This is a genomic window from Streptomyces sp. NPDC030995, assembly GCF_055571215.1.
Map to the genome: position 1 here is coordinate 120,212 of NZ_JBVIFS010000009.1, position 15,360 is coordinate 135,571.

11 protein-coding genes are annotated in these 15,360 nt (G+C 71.1%); 7 read left to right on the plus strand and 4 right to left on the minus strand.

All coding sequences use genetic code 11. From position 1 onward, the window contains the following. Positions 1-48: 48 nt before the first annotated feature. Complete coding sequence (locus ACZ45T_RS16595; RefSeq protein ID WP_468441758.1) at positions 49-2,319, minus strand: M4 family metallopeptidase; 2,271 nt, start codon at positions 2,317-2,319, stop codon at positions 49-51. A gap of 384 nt (positions 2,320-2,703) precedes the next feature. On the opposite strand from ACZ45T_RS16595, the gene ACZ45T_RS16600 reads away from it, so the two are divergent. Continuing rightward, the gene (locus ACZ45T_RS16600) at positions 2,704-4,179 is read left to right on the plus strand and encodes a sugar transferase (protein WP_468441760.1); all 1,476 of its coding nucleotides are present in this window, start codon (positions 2,704-2,706) and stop codon (positions 4,177-4,179) included. A 22-nt stretch (positions 4,180-4,201) separates the two neighbouring features. Here the strand turns inward: ACZ45T_RS16600 and ACZ45T_RS16605 are convergent, their stop codons facing one another. After that, positions 4,202-5,146, minus strand: a complete 945-nt coding sequence (locus ACZ45T_RS16605) for a GDP-L-fucose synthase family protein (RefSeq protein WP_468441762.1) — start codon at positions 5,144-5,146, stop codon at positions 4,202-4,204. 281 nt (positions 5,147-5,427) lie between these two features. Between ACZ45T_RS16605 and gmd the strand changes: the two genes are divergently transcribed. From gmd to ACZ45T_RS16625, 4 genes are all read left to right on the plus strand, one after another. Then, complete coding sequence (gene gmd / locus ACZ45T_RS16610) at positions 5,428-6,441, plus strand: GDP-mannose 4,6-dehydratase (protein ID WP_468441764.1); 1,014 nt, start codon at positions 5,428-5,430, stop codon at positions 6,439-6,441. A 245-nt stretch (positions 6,442-6,686) separates the two neighbouring features. Next, positions 6,687-9,470, plus strand: coding sequence for a CBM96 family carbohydrate-binding protein (locus ACZ45T_RS16615; RefSeq protein WP_468441766.1), 2,784 nt, complete (start codon positions 6,687-6,689; stop codon positions 9,468-9,470). A 98-nt stretch (positions 9,471-9,568) separates the two neighbouring features. After that, positions 9,569-10,240: a hypothetical protein gene (locus ACZ45T_RS16620; protein WP_468441768.1), complete on the plus strand. Its 672-nt coding sequence runs from the start codon at positions 9,569-9,571 to the stop codon at positions 10,238-10,240. A 128-nt stretch (positions 10,241-10,368) separates the two neighbouring features. Then, complete coding sequence (locus tag ACZ45T_RS16625; protein WP_362402837.1) at positions 10,369-10,587, plus strand: DUF6458 family protein; 219 nt, start codon at positions 10,369-10,371, stop codon at positions 10,585-10,587. Here the strand turns inward: ACZ45T_RS16625 and ACZ45T_RS16630 are convergent. Together ACZ45T_RS16630 and ACZ45T_RS16635 are read right to left on the minus strand one after the other, a co-directional pair. Beyond that, entirely contained in the window at positions 10,584-11,708 is a 1,125-nt protein-coding gene (locus tag ACZ45T_RS16630) for a glycosyltransferase (RefSeq protein ID WP_468441987.1), read from the minus strand. The genes ACZ45T_RS16625 and ACZ45T_RS16630 overlap by 4 nt on opposite strands. 8 nt (positions 11,709-11,716) lie before the next feature. Then, on the minus strand, positions 11,717-12,256 hold the full coding sequence (locus ACZ45T_RS16635) for a WcaF family extracellular polysaccharide biosynthesis acetyltransferase (protein ID WP_468441770.1): 540 nt from the start codon (positions 12,254-12,256) through the stop codon (positions 11,717-11,719). Positions 12,257-12,390: 134 nt separating this feature from the next. Between ACZ45T_RS16635 and ACZ45T_RS16640 the strand changes: the two genes are divergently transcribed. Then, the gene (locus ACZ45T_RS16640) at positions 12,391-13,890 is read left to right on the plus strand and encodes a hypothetical protein (protein WP_468441989.1); all 1,500 of its coding nucleotides are present in this window, start codon (positions 12,391-12,393) and stop codon (positions 13,888-13,890) included. A gap of 33 nt (positions 13,891-13,923) precedes the next feature. Next, a complete protein-coding gene (locus tag ACZ45T_RS16645; RefSeq protein WP_468441772.1) occupies positions 13,924-15,174 on the plus strand; it encodes a Gfo/Idh/MocA family protein in 1,251 nt (416 codons plus the stop codon). Positions 15,175-15,360 lie beyond the last annotated feature (186 nt).

Sequence of the window (15,360 nt, forward strand, 5' to 3'; positions counted from 1 at the left end):
CCCCGTGTCTATCTGTTCAGCTGTCCTTCACAGCACCCTGGGTGAGGGTCAGAAGGTGAGCTTCCAGCTGTCGATCTTGCCGGTGTCGATGCTCGCGTTGTCGTTGACCCGGAGCTTCCAGACTCCCTGGGCCACCTCGGAAGAGGCGTTGACCGTGTAGGCCTTGACGATGTTGTCCGCGCTGCCACCGGAGCGGTTGTGCAGGTTGTACACGGTGCCGTCCGGGGCGACGAGGTCGACCTTCAGGTCACCGATGTAGGTGTGGACGATGTTGACGTCCACCTTGAGGGTGCTCGGCGCGTTGCCGGTGCGGTTGACGGTGATCGGGGACTCGACGGTCGAGTTGTCCGCGATCGCGTAGTCCGTCGTGTTCTCGAAGACGGTCTGCTGGATCGTGCCGACCGTCCAGGTGAACGCCGCGGTGCCGGTCTGGTTCTGCGAGTCCTTCACCGTCACGGTCACGTTGGACGTGCCCGCGGTGGAGGCCGTACCGGAGATCAGACCGGTCGAGGCGTTGATCGACAGGCCGGCCGGGAGGCCGGTCGCCGAGTAGGTCAGGGCACCGGGGTTGGTGCTGGTGGCCTGGATCTGGAGGCTGACGGCGCTGCCCGTGGTGGTGTTCTGGTTGCCCGGGTTGGTGACGGAGACACCGACCTGGACGCGCGGGCCGACGCTGATGGCCGCCCAGGCGTTGGCCGCGTTGTTGTAGGTGGTCGAGCCGGCGCCGTACAGGTCGGCAGCCGCCTGCAGGGTGGCCACACGGGCCGCCGCGTAGTCGGTGGTCGACCGGAACAGACCGGTGGTCAGCGCGCGGAACCAGATCTTCGAGGCGGCGTCGCGGCCGATCGCGGTGACCGGGAGGCCGTCGGAGGTCGGCGAGTCGTAGCTCACGCCGTTGACGACCTTGGCGCCCGAGCCCTCGGAGGCCAGGTAGTACCAGTGGTTGGCCGGGCCCGAGGAGTAGTGGACGTCGATGTTGCCGATGCCCGAGTACCAGGCGTCCTTGGACGAGCCGTCCTTGCTGGGCTTGTCCATGTAGCGCAGCGGGGTGCCGTTGCCGCGGATGTCGATCTTCTCGCCGACCAGGTAGTCGCCGACGTCCTGCGGGTTGTTGGCGTAGAACTCGACGGCCGCCGCCATGATGTCGGAGGTCGCCTCGTTCAGACCGCCGGGCTCACCGGCGTAGTTCATGTTGCCGGTGACCGAGGTCAGGCCGTGGGTCATCTCGTGCGCGGCGACGTCGGTGGACGTGAGCGGCTTGAGGTTGCCGTCACCGTCTCCGTACGTCATGCAGAAGCACTGGTCGCTCCAGAACGCGTTCACGTAGTTGTTGCCGTAGTGGACCCGGCTGTACGGGGCCACGCCGTCGTTGCGCAGGCCGTTGCGGCCGTGCACGTTCTTGTAGTAGTCCCACGTGACCGCGGCGCCGTAGTGCGCGTCGGCGCCGGCCGTCTCCAGGTTCTGCGGCGTGTTGTTGCCCCAGATGTCGTCCGGGCCGGAGAAGAGCGTGCCGGTGCCGGTGCCGGTGCCGCGGTTGAGGTTGTACGTCTTGTGGGCGCCGCGCGCGGCGTCGGTCAGGTTCCAGGTGCTGCCCGACTGCGTGGTCCCGAGGGTCACCTGGCCGCTGTACATGGTGTTGCCGGTGCCGGTCTCGATGGCCTGCCACTCGGTGATCTTGGCGCCGGTCTTGGCGTCGGTCACCACGTGCAGCTCGTTCGGCGTGCCGTCGTGCTGGAGGCCGCCGACGACGGTCTCGAACGCGAGGACCGGAACGCCCGAGGCCGCCCAGATCACCTTGCGGGCGCTCTTGGAGGCCTTGAGGTCCTTGGAGCCCTCGGCGCCGGCGGCGGAGACGGCCTGGCTCTCGGCGGCCGCCGGGGTGACCGTGGCGTCGGTGTCCGCGACCTTGATCTCGTGGTTGGTCGCCTTGGTCACGCTCTTGGTGACGCCGCCCTTGGCGTGGACGGTGAGGTCACCGCCGAGGACCGGGAGTCCGTTGTAGGTGCGCTCGTACATGGTGTGCGTGGTGCCGTCGGCGTCCTGGACGACTTCGCGGACGACGAGCTGCTCGCCACTGCCGAGACCGAGCGCCTTGGCGGCCTGCGCGGTGGTCGAGTTGGCCTCGGCGAGGAGCGTCGCACGCTCCGAAGCGCTGAGAGTGCGGTTGGCCGCGCCCGGGTTGGACTTGGCGGCCGTGCGGGCCTCTGACGCGGTGGCGTCGGCGGTGGCGGTGCCTGTCTGTATGCCTACGGCGAGCATGGCTGCCGCGGCAACGAGAGCGCCGGCCGCGGTGGCACGCCGCTGGGGGGTGGACCTCAACGCAGGACTCCTTCTGCAAGGGGGGTTCCGGACGGCTGGGTAGGGCCTCCGGGCAGAACAGGGCTGGTGCGAAGAACGGTCGAAGATTGCCACTTGCGGAGCCGAATGTCAGGGCCGTGTCAAAGGATTGGCCGGAAATCGTTCGTTGTTCGAAGATACGTATCCGGTATGCGGACCATTCACCTTCGTGTGCGATAAGCGGGGCCCGGCATTCGGAACGGCTGGTACCGGTTGCTAACACTTGGGCAAAGAGAGGCTGCATTGCCTCGAACGGCATTTACCGTACGGGTGTTTGTCGTACTGTTTCCCGGTGCGGCAGATGTTCGTTGCCTGGGGAAGCCATGGACACCCGCCACTGTCATTGACCACGTGCCAGGGGGGCCCATGAGGCATGTCCATTTTCCTGCGCAAAGAGTGGCTAGTACGGCCCGGGAGTCCGCAGTGCCCGCACGGCGCCTCGGGGACAAGGCTCGTTGGTACCGCCCGGCCGCCGTCGCCGCCGACTTCCTCGGAGCCGCCCTCCCGGTAGGGCTCGTCTTCGAGGCCGCGCAGCAGGTCCGGCCGCTCTACTGCGCCCTCGCCGCCGCCGTGGCGTGGACCGGGGTGCAGGCGCTGCGCCGCCGGTACGCGGCCCGCGTGCTCGGGGAGTCACGCGGTGTGCTACCGGTCGTACATGACTGGCTGATTCTGATCGGTGTGCTGGCCGTGGCCCGCGTGGTGACCGAGGAGGACACCCCCCGGCTGTCGGCCCTCGGGGCCCTGCTGCCCGCTCTGCTCATCACGGTCGCCTGCCACAAGCTGACCTACCGCCACCTCTCGGCCGCCCGTCGCGAGGCCCAGGCCGTCAGCCGGGTCCTGGTCGTCGGCGAGCCCGACGCGGTCGAGGACGTCATCGCGCACCTCGCCGCCCGCACCGACCACCCGTACGTGGTCGTCGGCGTGGTTCCGGTCGGCAGCGGGTCCCTCGTCAGCGGCGTGCCCGTGGCGGCCCGGCTCGACGCGGGCCCGCCCGAGGCCGGGAACGGCGACTCCGCGGCCGTGCTCGGCGCCGTCCGCAGCCACCACGCCGACCTGGTGCTGGTGGCCCCCGGCGTACGGATCACGGGGGAGCGACTGCGCCGGGTCGCCTGGGCCCTGCACGACGCGGGGCTGGAACTCGCGGTCTTCCCCGGGCTGGTGGAGGTCTCCGTCAAGCGGCTGGAGACCCTGTCCGCGGGCGGGCTCGCCGTGCTGCGGGTCGCGCCGCCGGTCAGCCGCGGGGTGCAGACCCTGCTCAAGTCGGCCCTGGACCGGGTCGGAGCCGCGGCCGGGCTGCTGCTGCTGTCCCCGCTCTTCCTCGGCATCGTCCTGGCCATACGGTTCGGCTCGCGCGGCCCGGCGTTCTACCGGCAGCGGCGCATCGGCCGCGACGGGGCCCCGTTCGTCATGTGGAAGTTCCGCACGATGGTCGTGGACGCCGACGCGCGCAAGGCGGAGCTGAGCGGGGCCAACGAGAACGACGGCCTGATGTTCAAGATCCGCCGCGACCCCCGGGTGACCCGGGCGGGCCGGCTGCTCCGCCGCACCTCCCTGGACGAACTGCCGCAGCTGATCAACGTACTGACGGGCCACATGTCGCTGGTCGGCCCGCGTCCGCCGCTGCCGGAGGAGGTGGCGCGCTACGACGAGGTCGAGCTGCGCCGGCTCACCGTGCGGCCCGGGATGACGGGGCTGTGGCAGATCAGCGGGCGGTCCGACCTGTCCTGGGACGAAACGATCCAGCTTGACCTGCAGTACGTCGACAACTGGTCGTTCACCAGCGACGTCGACGTGATGGGCCGCACGCTCCGCGCCGTCGTCGACGGTCGCGGAGCGTACTGAGGGGCCGTGGCCGCCCGTGCGTTCAGCTCTGCCCGCGCCACCACTCGTACGTGGCGGCGATGCCCTCCCGCAGCGGGATGCCGGGCTTCCAGCCGAGCGAGGTCAGGCGGCCGACGTCCAGCAGCTTGCGCGGCGTCCCGTCCGGCTTGGAGGTGTCCCAGGCGAGCCGGCCCCGGAAGCCGGTCACGTCGGCGACCGTCTCCGCCAGCTCCTTGATGGTCAGGTCCTCGCCGCAGCCGATGTTGACGGGCTCGTCGCCGTCGTAGGTGTTCAACAGCACGGCGCAGGCGGCGGCCAGGTCGTCCACGTGCAGGAACTCCCGGCGCGGGGTGCCCGAGCCCCACAGGGTGACCTCCTCGCGGCCCTCGGCGGCGGCCTCGTGGAAGCGCCGGATCAGGGCGGGCAGGACGTGCGAGGACTCCAGGTCGAAGTTGTCGCCCGGGCCGTAGAGGTTCGTGGGCATGGCCGAGATGTACGAGGCCCCGTACTGCTTGCGGTACGACTGGACCTGGACGATGCCGGCGATCTTCGCGAGGGCGTAGGCCTCGTTGGTCGGCTCCAGCGGGCCCGTCAGCAGGGCGTCCTCGCGGATGGGCTGCGGGGCGAGCTTCGGGTAGATGCAGGAGGATCCGAGGAACAGCAGCCGGCCCACGCCGGCGGCGTGGGCGCCGCCGATCACGCTGAGCTGGATCTGCAGGTTCTCCTCCAGGAACTGCACCGGGTAGGTGCTGTTGGCCATGATCCCGCCGACCTTGGCGGCGGCCAGCACGACGGCGTCCGGACGGACGTCCTTCAGGTACGCCGCCGTCGCGGCGGCATCGCGCAGGTCGAGGTCGGCGCGGCCCCGGGTGAGCACCTCATGGCCGTCGGCGGTCAGCCGCCGGGCGACCGCGGACCCCACGAGGCCGCGGTGGCCCGCGACGAAGACGCGGGCGTTCGGGGGCAGGAGCGGCAGCGAACTTGTCATACCGCCGATGATGCCAGTCCGCTCCCGCGGGGGTGGCAGCAGTCCGGTCCGGGCGTTGCGCTCCCGCGCGGGGTGGGGGCGGCCCCGTCGCAACCGGTCGGCGGGGGTTCCGCACGAGCCGGGCGGGTTCTGCCGGGCCTGCGCGCAGTGTGCATGGTGGAATCCGCCGCAAAGGCGGTTGGACCGGGCGTGTACGGTACGCATCCAGTCCCCGGTTGCGGCCGGTGCCGGGCCGCCTGCCTGCCGGGACGACCGACCGAAACCATCCCCAGGGGGACCGTATGGGCAAGACCGCACTGATCACCGGCGTCACCGGGCAGGACGGCTCGTACCTCGCCGAGCTCCTGCTCTCCAAGGGCTACACGGTGCACGGGCTCGTGCGGCGGTCCTCCAGCTTCAACACGGAGCGGGTCGACCACATTTACCAGGACCCGCAGACCGCCAACCGGTCCTTCGTCCTGCACCACGCCGACCTCTCCGACGGCGTGGCCCTGGTGAACCTGCTCCGCGAGATACGCCCCGACGAGGTCTACAACCTCGGCGCCCAGTCGCACGTGCGGGTGTCGTTCGACGCCCCGCTCTACACCGGCGACGTGACCGGCCTCGGCGCGCTGCGGCTGCTGGAGGCCATCCGGGCCAGCGGTGTCGACACCCGCATCTACCAGGCCTCGTCCTCCGAGATGTTCGGCGCCACCCCGCCCCCGCAGAACGAGGGCACCCCGTTCCACCCGCGCAGCCCGTACGGCGCCGCGAAGGTCTTCGCGTACTGGACCACGGTGAACTACCGCGAGGCGTACGACATGTTCGCCGTCAACGGGATCCTCTTCAACCACGAGTCCCCGCGCCGCGGCGAGACCTTCGTGACCCGCAAGATCACCCGTGCGGTCGCCCGTATCAAGGCCGGTCTCCAGGACCACCTCTACCTCGGCAACCTCGACGCGGTGCGCGACTGGGGCTACGCGCCCGAGTACGTGGACGCCATGTGGCGGATGCTCCAGCAGGACGAGCCCACCGACTACGTCGTCGCCACCGGTGTGGCCGCGACCGTCCGCGAGTTCGTCGAGTCCTCCTTCGGCCACGCCGGTCTCGACTGGAACGAGCACGTGCGCTACGACTCCAAGTACGAGCGCCCCAGCGAGGTCGACGCCCTCATCGGCGACGCCTCGAAGGCCCATGAGCTGCTCGGCTGGAAGCCGACGGTCCTCGTAGCCGAATTGGCCCGGATCATGGTGGACGCCGACATCCGGCAGGTCGAGGACCAACTGGCGGGCGTGACGGTCCGCATCGACCGCTGAGGCCTTATATTTCCCCTACGATTTGCCGTGTTCCGGTCATGTCCGCAGGTCCCTGTGGGTGTGGCCGGGGCAAACCTGCCGTATGTCCGTAGTGCACCCTCCCGGCTGCCCCTGTTGATTCCAAGTTGGTATGCAATGGGTCAAGGGAGGTGACCGGGCCCTCGCGTGAGCCCTAGTCTGCGCCAGTACATATGGCTGTTCGGATAGTTCCAGCCATCAAACCGGGCGATTGCCCTGGGGGGCTCATGCGTAGATCCAGAGGGCTGACTGCTGCCCTCGTCCTGTCACTGGCCGGTGCCGGCACCGGTATCGGCCTGGTGCTGATGCCTCAGGCGTCCGCCATCACGCCGCCCGTGGCATTCACCGCCGACGAACTGCCCACCTGGCAGACGAACGGCGTCGTCTGGGCGATGGCCCAGGCGAACGGCACCGTCTTCGCCGGCGGCACCTTCTCCGCCGTGCGCCCGCCCGAGGGCGCGGCCGGCGCGGAGCGGGAGGCCGTGAACTTCGTCGCGCTGGACGCCGCGACGGGCAACCCCACCTCCTGCAAGCTCGCCTTCACCATCGGCGAGGGCAGCGCGACCGTGCGCACGCTGGTCGTCTCGAAGGACAAGAAGACCCTCTACGCGGGCGGCTCCTTCGGCGCCGTCAACGGCACCCCGGTCTCCAACGTCGCGGCGATCGACATCGAGGCCTGCACCCCCAAGGCATCGTTCCACCCGGGCTTCTCCGCCACCGTGCGCGCGCTCGCCGTCACCGACGACACCCTGTACGCGGGTGGCGACTTCCCGACCGTCGAGGGCCAGACCCGCGAGCGGTTCGCCGCGGTGGACGCCACCTCCGGTGGCCTCAAGCCCTTCGTCGCCAACGTCGACGAGCCGGGCCGTGCGGTCGAGGTCACCCCCGACGGCAAGAACGTGCTGCTCGGCGGTGACTTCTTCACGGTCAACGGCAAGAACAGCCACGCCCTGGCCGTGGTCAACGCCGGCACCGGCGCGGTCACCAAGACCTACACCAACATCCCGGACAACTCCGTCGTCAAGGACATCTCCACCGACGACACCGGTTTCTACACGGGCAACGAGGGCTCCGGCGGCGGCGTCTTCGACGGCCGCATCGGCCTGAACCTCAGCGACTTCAACGAGAAGTGGCGCGACCGCTGCCTCGGCGCGACCCAGTACGTGCTGCCGTACCAGGGCGTGCTCTACAGCTCCTCGCACGCACACGACTGCTCCACCGAGCTGGAGTTCCCCGACGGCAAGCGGAACTTCCTGCTCGCCCAGCCGACCAACCACGAAGGCGCCGCCCCCGCGCCCGTGGACGGATTCGTGCGCGGCCCGGGCAAGCTCGGCTGGCACCCCACGGCCAACGACGGCGGCATGGCCGACATCGAGGGCATCGGCCCGCGCGTCATGGCCGTGGCCGAGAAGAACGACGTCAAGTACATGTGGGTCGGCGGTGAGTTCACCCTCATCAACGGCAAGGCGCAGTGGGGCCTGACCCGCTTCGCCTCCACCGGCGACGTCGGCGCCCCGACCACCCCGGTGGCCAGCGCCGCGAGCGTCAAGCCCGGCGAGGCACAGGTCCGCTGGCGCACCAGCTACGACGCGGACGACAGCAAGCTGACGTACCGCATCTACCGCAACGGCGCGGGGGCCCCGGTCGCCACCGTCACCGCGAGCTCCCTGGAGTGGCAGCGCCCGCAGGCCTCCTGGAACGACACCACGGTCAAGGCCGGCCAGACGTACACCTACCGGGTGACCGCGACCGACGACGCGGGCAACACCAGCGCCCTGTCGGCCACCGCCTCGGTGACCATCCCGACCGCGGTCCAGTCGTACCCGAACCAGGTCCGCGCGGACGGCGCCCAGCTGTACTGGCGCTACGACGACACGGTCAGCCCGTACGTCGCCGACTCCTCGGTGTCCGGCAACACCAGCGGCATCCAGCACAACGCCCCGGCCCTGCGCCAGTCGCCCGGCGCCGTCTCCGGCACCAGCACGGCGATGGGCTTCACGGGGACCAACCAGCAGGTCTACAGCGACCACCGCCAGACGGTCGGCAACACCTACACCATCGAGACCTGGTTCAAGACGAACACCTTCCGCGGCGGGAAGCTGATCGGCTTCGGTGACAACACCACGCGCAGCAGCCGCAAGTACGACCGGCAGATCTACATGACCAACACCGGTCGTCTGGTCTTCGGCGTCTACAACGGCCGCGCGACGACGGTCGCCACGGACAGCGCCTACAACGACAACAAGTGGCACCACGTGGTCGGCACCCAGGGCCCCGGCGGCATCACGCTGTACGTCGACGGTCGTCCGGCCAAGGACACGCTGAACGCGACCAGCACCCAGAACTACGCGGGCTACTGGCACGTCGGCGGCGACACCCTGGCCGACTGGCCGAGCCGGCCGCTCAGCAACTACTTCGCCGGGCAGATCGACGAGACGGCCGTCTACCCGTCGGCGCTCACCGCGGCTCAGGTCAAGAACCACTTCGACCTGGCCGGCGCGCCCACCAACACGGTCTCCACGGTCAAGGCGACCGAGGACACCTACATCAACCAGGGCGCCCCGAGCACGGCCTACGGCACGTCCACCTCGCTCGCGGTGCGCGGCACCTCGGCGTACGAGACGTACCTGCGCTTCAACCTGCCGGCCGCCCCGGCCGGCCAGGTACTGAAGGCGGCCACGCTGCAGTTCAAGACGACCACCCAGACGGGCGCCGGCACCGCCGACACCGTCTCCGCGATCCCGGTCACCGGCACCTGGAGCGGTGCGGGCACGACCTTCAACACCAAGCCCACCCTCGGCACCACCCCGCTCGGCAGCATCACGGGCGTGCCGGACGGCTCGGCGGTCAGCAACGTCGAGCTGGACACCACCGCGCTCTCGGCGGTGCTGGGCAGCAGCTACAGCCTGGGCCTGACGAGCACGGGCACCGACCCGCTGTGGCTCTGGTCCTCGGAGTCCACGGCGGCGGAGGGCGCTCCGCAGCTGGTCCTCACCTTCGGCGCCAAGTAACGACGCCGAAGCAACCGCCTGACGGTGTGCGGGGTCCGGCTCCAACCGGCCGGGCCCCGCACCCCTGTCCCACCCCCAGTAAGTACGGGAGCCATCCGATGTACCGACGCTCCGCAGCGGCTGCTGTCCTGCTGACCGCCGCCCTCACGCTCACCGCCTGCAGTTCGGGCGGGGACACGGCCGATTCGGGCGCGAAGGCGAAGCCCCCGGCCTCCTCGGCGGCCCCCGACCCGGCGGACACCCCCGCGCCGTCGACCGACCCCGACGCGAAGCCGACGGGCCCCGTCCTGCCCGACGCGAAGCTGACCCCGAAGACGGGCAGTTTCACGGCGCAGGAGAAGAAGTACCTGAGCGGGCGGGTTCCCGAGAAGGTGGACCCGGCGGCCGTCCTGCAGGGCGGCCAGGAGGCCTGCCAGCGGGTGGAGCGCACGGCGAAGCGCGACAAGGACGCGGCGACCGGAGCGATCATCGCCGGGGAGATCCCGGGCGCGAAGGACGCGATCAACCTCCTGTGCCCGGAGCAGAAGCCGATCCTCGCGGCGGCCGAAAACGGCTTCCCCGAGGGCACGCGCCAGTCTCCCGCGCCGGGCACCTACCGGGCCCTGACCCAGGCCACGAACTGCACCTGGGAGGCGAAGGGCAAGGACGGTTCCGCCCTGGCCTCGGGCCCCGAGACCCCGCTCAAGGCGGGCGACAAGATCACGGCGAAGATCCCGGCGGGCACGGTGGAGTTCAACTCCACGGGCTGCTACGCCTGGGTGCCCGCGTAGGGCCGCCACCGCCGTACGAGCACGCCTCCGGGACCGGACTGCCGGTCCCCGGGGGCGTTTTCGTGTGCCGGGGCGGGGTAGCCGCGTGCAGAACGCGACCAACACACCGGCAGACGGAGGCGAGTCCTATGAGTGGCCTGGGCGGCTGCATCGGCCTGATCGTGGTGGGGGCCATCCTCACCTTCGCCACCGACTGGGAAATGCGCAGCGTCGACCTCGACCTGGTCGGCCTCATCATGATGGCGGCGGGAGCCATCGGCCTCGCCGTGTACTCCAGCGTCCTCAAGCGCCGTCGCGCGGCGGGCGCCATCCCGGTGGTGGAGGAACGGCGCCGGGACGGCGTCTAGACGGGGCTGTGCGCGCCCGCCGCCTCGTACACCGGGAGCAGGGTGTCCAGGACGGCGTCCATCGAGAAGGACGCCGCGGCCAGTTCGCGCGCCGCCCGCGAGGCCGCCGCGTTCGCCGCCGGGTCCAGCAGGGCCAGGACCGCCGCCGAGACGCCCGCCGGGCCCGGCTCGACCGCGTGCCCCGCGCCCGCGGCGGCGATGTCGCGTGCCAGGCCGTTGGAGTGCGTCACCACCGACGGGACGCCCACCGCGAGGGCTTCCAGGACCGACATCGGGAACGGCTCGTCCACGGAGGGAAGGACGTAGACGTGCGCCCGGCGCAGCTCCGCCAGGACCTCCGCGCTGGACAGGGCTCCCGGGACGGTGAAGCGGGACGAGAGGCCGAGGGCCGTGACGCGGGCGCGAACGGCCGCCGCCTCGCCCTCGTCCGGGCCCGCCACCACGAAGTGCGCGTCAGGGTGCGCCGCGAGGACCGCCGGGGCCGCGTCCACGAAGTCCACGGGCCGCTTACGGGCCTGCAAGCGCGCCGAGTACAGGATGCGCGGCGGGCCGCTCAGCGGGGGCCGCTCCTCCTGCGCCGGGGTCCCGTTGACCAGGCGCACCGTTTGTGGCAGGGAACCGCCGACCACCGCGTCCAGGCCCTCGCGCTCGTGCGGGGTCAGGTACAGCACCGCGTCCGCGCCGCGCAGCAGCCGGCGCACCGCCACCGCGTCCAGCACCTTGGCCAGCAGTTTCTCGCTCGGGTCCACCATGCCGTGGGTCTGCAGCACCAGCGGCTTGCCCGCCCGCAGCGCGGCCAGGGCCACCGGCAGCGTCACCAGGTCGCGCGCCAGGTGGACGTGCACGACGTCGGCGTCCCGCACCAGGCGGCCGGCCGAGGCCAGCAGCGCCGGCGAGGTCATCCCGCTGAAGCCGAGGGGGAGCAGGCGGCGGGCCGGGAACAGCTTCGCCGGTACGCCCTCCACGGAGGCGGGCCACTCCTCGAAGCCCTCGCCCAGCGCCAGCAGCCGCGCCTCGTGCCCCCGGGCCCGCAGCCCCTTCGACAGGTTCAGCGCGACCCGGACCGGCCCGCCGAAGGCATGGGAAGGGGAGTGCAGCGTGACGGCGTGCAGGACGCTCAGGGCGACGCTCACTTGGGCTCCTCGACCGGGCGGCGCCGCCCGTCCATCGTCTGCAGGGTCAGTTCCGGCAGGTCCTTGTGCACGACGGCACCCGCGCCCGCCACCGCGCAGCGGCCCACGGTGACCCCGGCCAGCACGGTCGCCCGTACGGCCACCCACGCGCCGTCCTCGATCGTGATCGGCGCGTTGCGGTAGCGGAAGTCGGCGGCCCGGTGGTCGTGCGAGCCGGTGCACAGCATGGCCTCCTGGGAGAGGCACACGTGCGAACCGATCGTCACCGGCTCCAGGTTCAGCAGCCAGGCGCCCTCACCGATCCAGGTGTGGTCGCCGACGGTGAGCTTCCACGGCCACAGCACCCGCACCTTGTGCCGGATCAGCACGCCCTCGCCGATCCGCGCCCCGAAGGCGCGCAGCAGCGCCACCCGCAGCCGCGCCGGACAGAACCAGCTCATGAACAGCGTGTTCATCACGGCGAACCAGAGGGCCTGCGTCAGCAGCCCGCGCCCCTTGTCGTATCCGGCCAGCGTGAAGGCAGGAAGGTCACGCAACTGAAGCCCCGATCGTCCAACCTCCCCCGACCGCGTCGGGGGGACCCCCACCGGCGCCTCCCCGGGCACCGCCCGCTCAGACTAGACTGCGCGCGAATCAGGCACATGGGGTGGGGGCGGCAGTGGCAACGGACATACGCAAGCCTTCCGTCGCACCCCCGCTGCTCCCCGTCGAGGACGAGACCCAGTGGGGCCGGGTCACCACCCCGCGCACCCTGCTCTCGCGGGCGCTGTCCGTCCCGCTCGTCCTCGGATTCACCGTGTTCCTGCCGCTCTTCGTCGCCGCCCAGACCGGCGCGGGCCGGCGCGACGCGGCCTTCTGGCTCCAGCTGCTGCTCACCATGTACGCGGGCGCCCGGCTCTCCGCGATGGTGCTCACCAGCCGCCGCAAGCTGCTCCAGGGCTCCTTCTGGCTCTTCGTCTACATGGCCATGGGCGTGGCCCCGCTCGCGCAGGCCGTCCTCGGCCAGGTCCCCACCCCCGTCGTCGGCCCCCGCTCCGACCTGACCGTCGCCATCGGCCTGGTGCTGCTCGGCTGCACCGCCTACGACGTCGGAGTCCTGCTCGCCCGGCACCGGCCGACCGGCCGCGCGGGCGGCTCCCAGAAGGAGCCGCGCCCGGTCATGGCCCACCGGCGGCGCCTCCAACTGCTCACCGTGCTGGCGTTCCTGTGCAGCGCCGCCTTCGTGATGAAGCTCGGCGGCCCGGCGGTCTTCTTCTCCAGCCGTCAGGAGATCATCGCGGGCATCGAGGAGGCGGGCGTCTCCAACGGCGACGGCCAGGCCGGACAGGCCCTGCTCCGCGGGTTCGGCACCGTACCGGCGCTGCTCGCGCTGCTGCTCTACACGCGCTGGCTGATCACCTCGAAATTCGCCCGCCGCAAGGTCTCGATCATCGTCACCTGGTCGGCGCTGGCCGTACTGAACCTGGTGGTCAACAACCCGATCTCGAACCCGCGCTACTGGTTCCTGACGGTCATGTTCGCGCTGCTCTTCACCATCTTCCCGGTGAGCGCGGCGATGTACCGGGTGGCCCTGTCGATGGCCGTGGTCGTCGCCCTCCTCGTCTTCCCCTTCGCGGACCGCTTCCGCTACGACGAGAAGAACTACAAGCCGGTCGAGACCACGTCCTTCCTGGAGCCGATGGCCCTCAAGGACTACGACCAGATCGGCATGTTCGCGAACACCATCACCTTCTCGAACTCCGGCCCCGGCCACTACTACGGCCGTCAGTTCGCGGGATCGGTCTTCTTCGCGGTGCCGCGCTCGATGTGGCCGGGCAAGCCGCGGGACACGGGCGTGATGGTCGGCCAGTGGATGGGCACGGTCAACACCAACCTCTCCTCCCCGATCTGGGCGGAGCTGTGGCTCGACTTCGGTCCGCTGGGCATGGGCGCAGGACTGCTGGGCATGGGTTACGCGTCCGCCCGCGTCGACCGGCGCTACGCGAAGCGCGCCACCCGCCGCAGCCCGCCCGGGAGCCTGATCTCGGTGGTGGTCCCGCTGGTCGCGGGCTACTCCTTCATCCTGCTGCGCGGGCCCCTGCTCCAGGCCTCGGGCCGCGTCGCGATCGCTGCCCTGTGCCTGGCGCTGGTCGCGACCTACCGTCAGGACAGGGCCACCACCCTGCGCTGACCGACCCCACGCAATCGACGGAAAGCGGGCCAGATGTCCTCCGTTGTCACTCTCGCGGTCGCCGGCGCCGGGGACCGGGGCACCGGTCACGCGCGATGGGCTCTGGCGCATCCGGACCGGGCCCGCGTCGTCGCGGTGGCCGAGCCGCGCAGGATCCGGCGGGAGCGGTTCGCGGCCGCCCACGCTCTGGACACCGGGGCGGCGGTGGAGGACTGGCGGGAACTGGCGGCGCGCGGCCGGATCGCCGACGCGGTGCTGATCTGCACGCTGGACCGGGACCACCTGGAACCGGCCCTGGCCTTCGCCGCGCTCGGCTACCACATCATGCTGGAGAAGCCGATGGCGCTCACCGAGGAGGAGTGCCGGCGGATCGTGGCGGCCGTGGAGCGGGCCGCCGTGACCTTCGCGGTCGGTCACGTCCTGCGCTACACGCCCTACACGCGGGCGCTCAAGCGCGTCGTCGACTCCGGCCGGCTCGGGGAGGTCGTCAGCGTCCAGCACCTGGAGCCGGTCGGCTTCTGGCACCAGGCGCACTCGTTCGTCCGGGGCAACTGGCGGCGCGAGGACGAGGCCACCTCCATGCTGATGGCCAAGTCCTGCCACGACCTGGACTGGCTGCAGTACGTGCTGGGCGAGCCGCCGGTACGCGTCTCCAGCTTCGGGCGCCTCTCGCACTTCCGGCCCGAGAACAAGCCGGCCGGCGCCGCCGACCGCTGCCTGGACTGCGCGGTGGAAACGACGTGCGCGTACTCCGCCAAGCGCGAGTACGGAGAGCGGCTGGCCCGGGGCGAGCGCGGCTGGCCGCTGGGCGTGGTGGTCGACGAGTTCGCCCCGCAGGCCCTGGAGACCGCCCTGCGGGAGGGTCCGTACGGGCGGTGCGTGTACGCCTGCGACAACGACGTGGTCGACCACCAGGTGGTGGCCATGGAGTTCGCCTCCGGAGCCACGGCCACCTTCACCATGACGGCCTTCACCGAACAGGCGGACCGCCAGACCCGGGTGTTCGGGACCCGCGGCGAGCTCAGGGGCGACGGCAGGGAGGTGCGGGTGTACGACTTCCTCACGCGCACCGAGGAGACGATCGACCCCGCCGCGGAGGGATCGATGGACGCGGCCGGCGGTCACGGAGGCGGCGACGCCGGGCTGATGGGCGCCTTCGTCGCCGCCGTCGCCACCGGCGACCAGGGCCTGGTGAAGTCCGGCCCTCAGGAGTCCCTGATCAGCCACCTGACCGTGCTGGCCGCCGAACGCGCCCGCCTCGCGGGCACGGTCGAAACGGTCTAGGGGGTGTCTTGCCGGTCAGGCCGGGCTCGCGACGCCTGCCACGCGCTCCCCCAGAGCTTCGCCTGGGGGTACCCCCAGCCGCGTTGTCGTCACTCGCCGACGTCCCCCAGCTACCGCTGGGAGGTGCCCCCACCGCGTCGACTCGCTCCTCCGCCTTGCGATCGCACGCGTCAGACGCCGCTCCCT

What these genes read in the sequence shown, in the direction of transcription:
- ACZ45T_RS16645 (WP_468441772.1), top strand. Translation starts at nt 13,924, where the DNA reads ATGTCCTCCGTTGTCACTCTCGCGGTCGCCGGCGCCGGGGACCGGGGC.
- gmd (WP_468441764.1), top strand. Translation starts at nt 5,428, where the DNA reads ATGGGCAAGACCGCACTGATCACCGGCGTCACCGGGCAGGACGGCTCG.
- ACZ45T_RS16600 (WP_468441760.1), top strand. Translation starts at nt 2,704, where the DNA reads ATGAGGCATGTCCATTTTCCTGCGCAAAGAGTGGCTAGTACGGCCCGG.
- ACZ45T_RS16625 (WP_362402837.1), top strand. Translation starts at nt 10,369, where the DNA reads ATGAGTGGCCTGGGCGGCTGCATCGGCCTGATCGTGGTGGGGGCCATC.
- ACZ45T_RS16620 (WP_468441768.1), top strand. Translation starts at nt 9,569, where the DNA reads ATGTACCGACGCTCCGCAGCGGCTGCTGTCCTGCTGACCGCCGCCCTC.
- ACZ45T_RS16605 (WP_468441762.1), bottom strand. Translation starts at nt 5,146, where the DNA reads ATGACAAGTTCGCTGCCGCTCCTGCCCCCGAACGCCCGCGTCTTCGTC.
- ACZ45T_RS16615 (WP_468441766.1), top strand. Translation starts at nt 6,687, where the DNA reads ATGCGTAGATCCAGAGGGCTGACTGCTGCCCTCGTCCTGTCACTGGCC.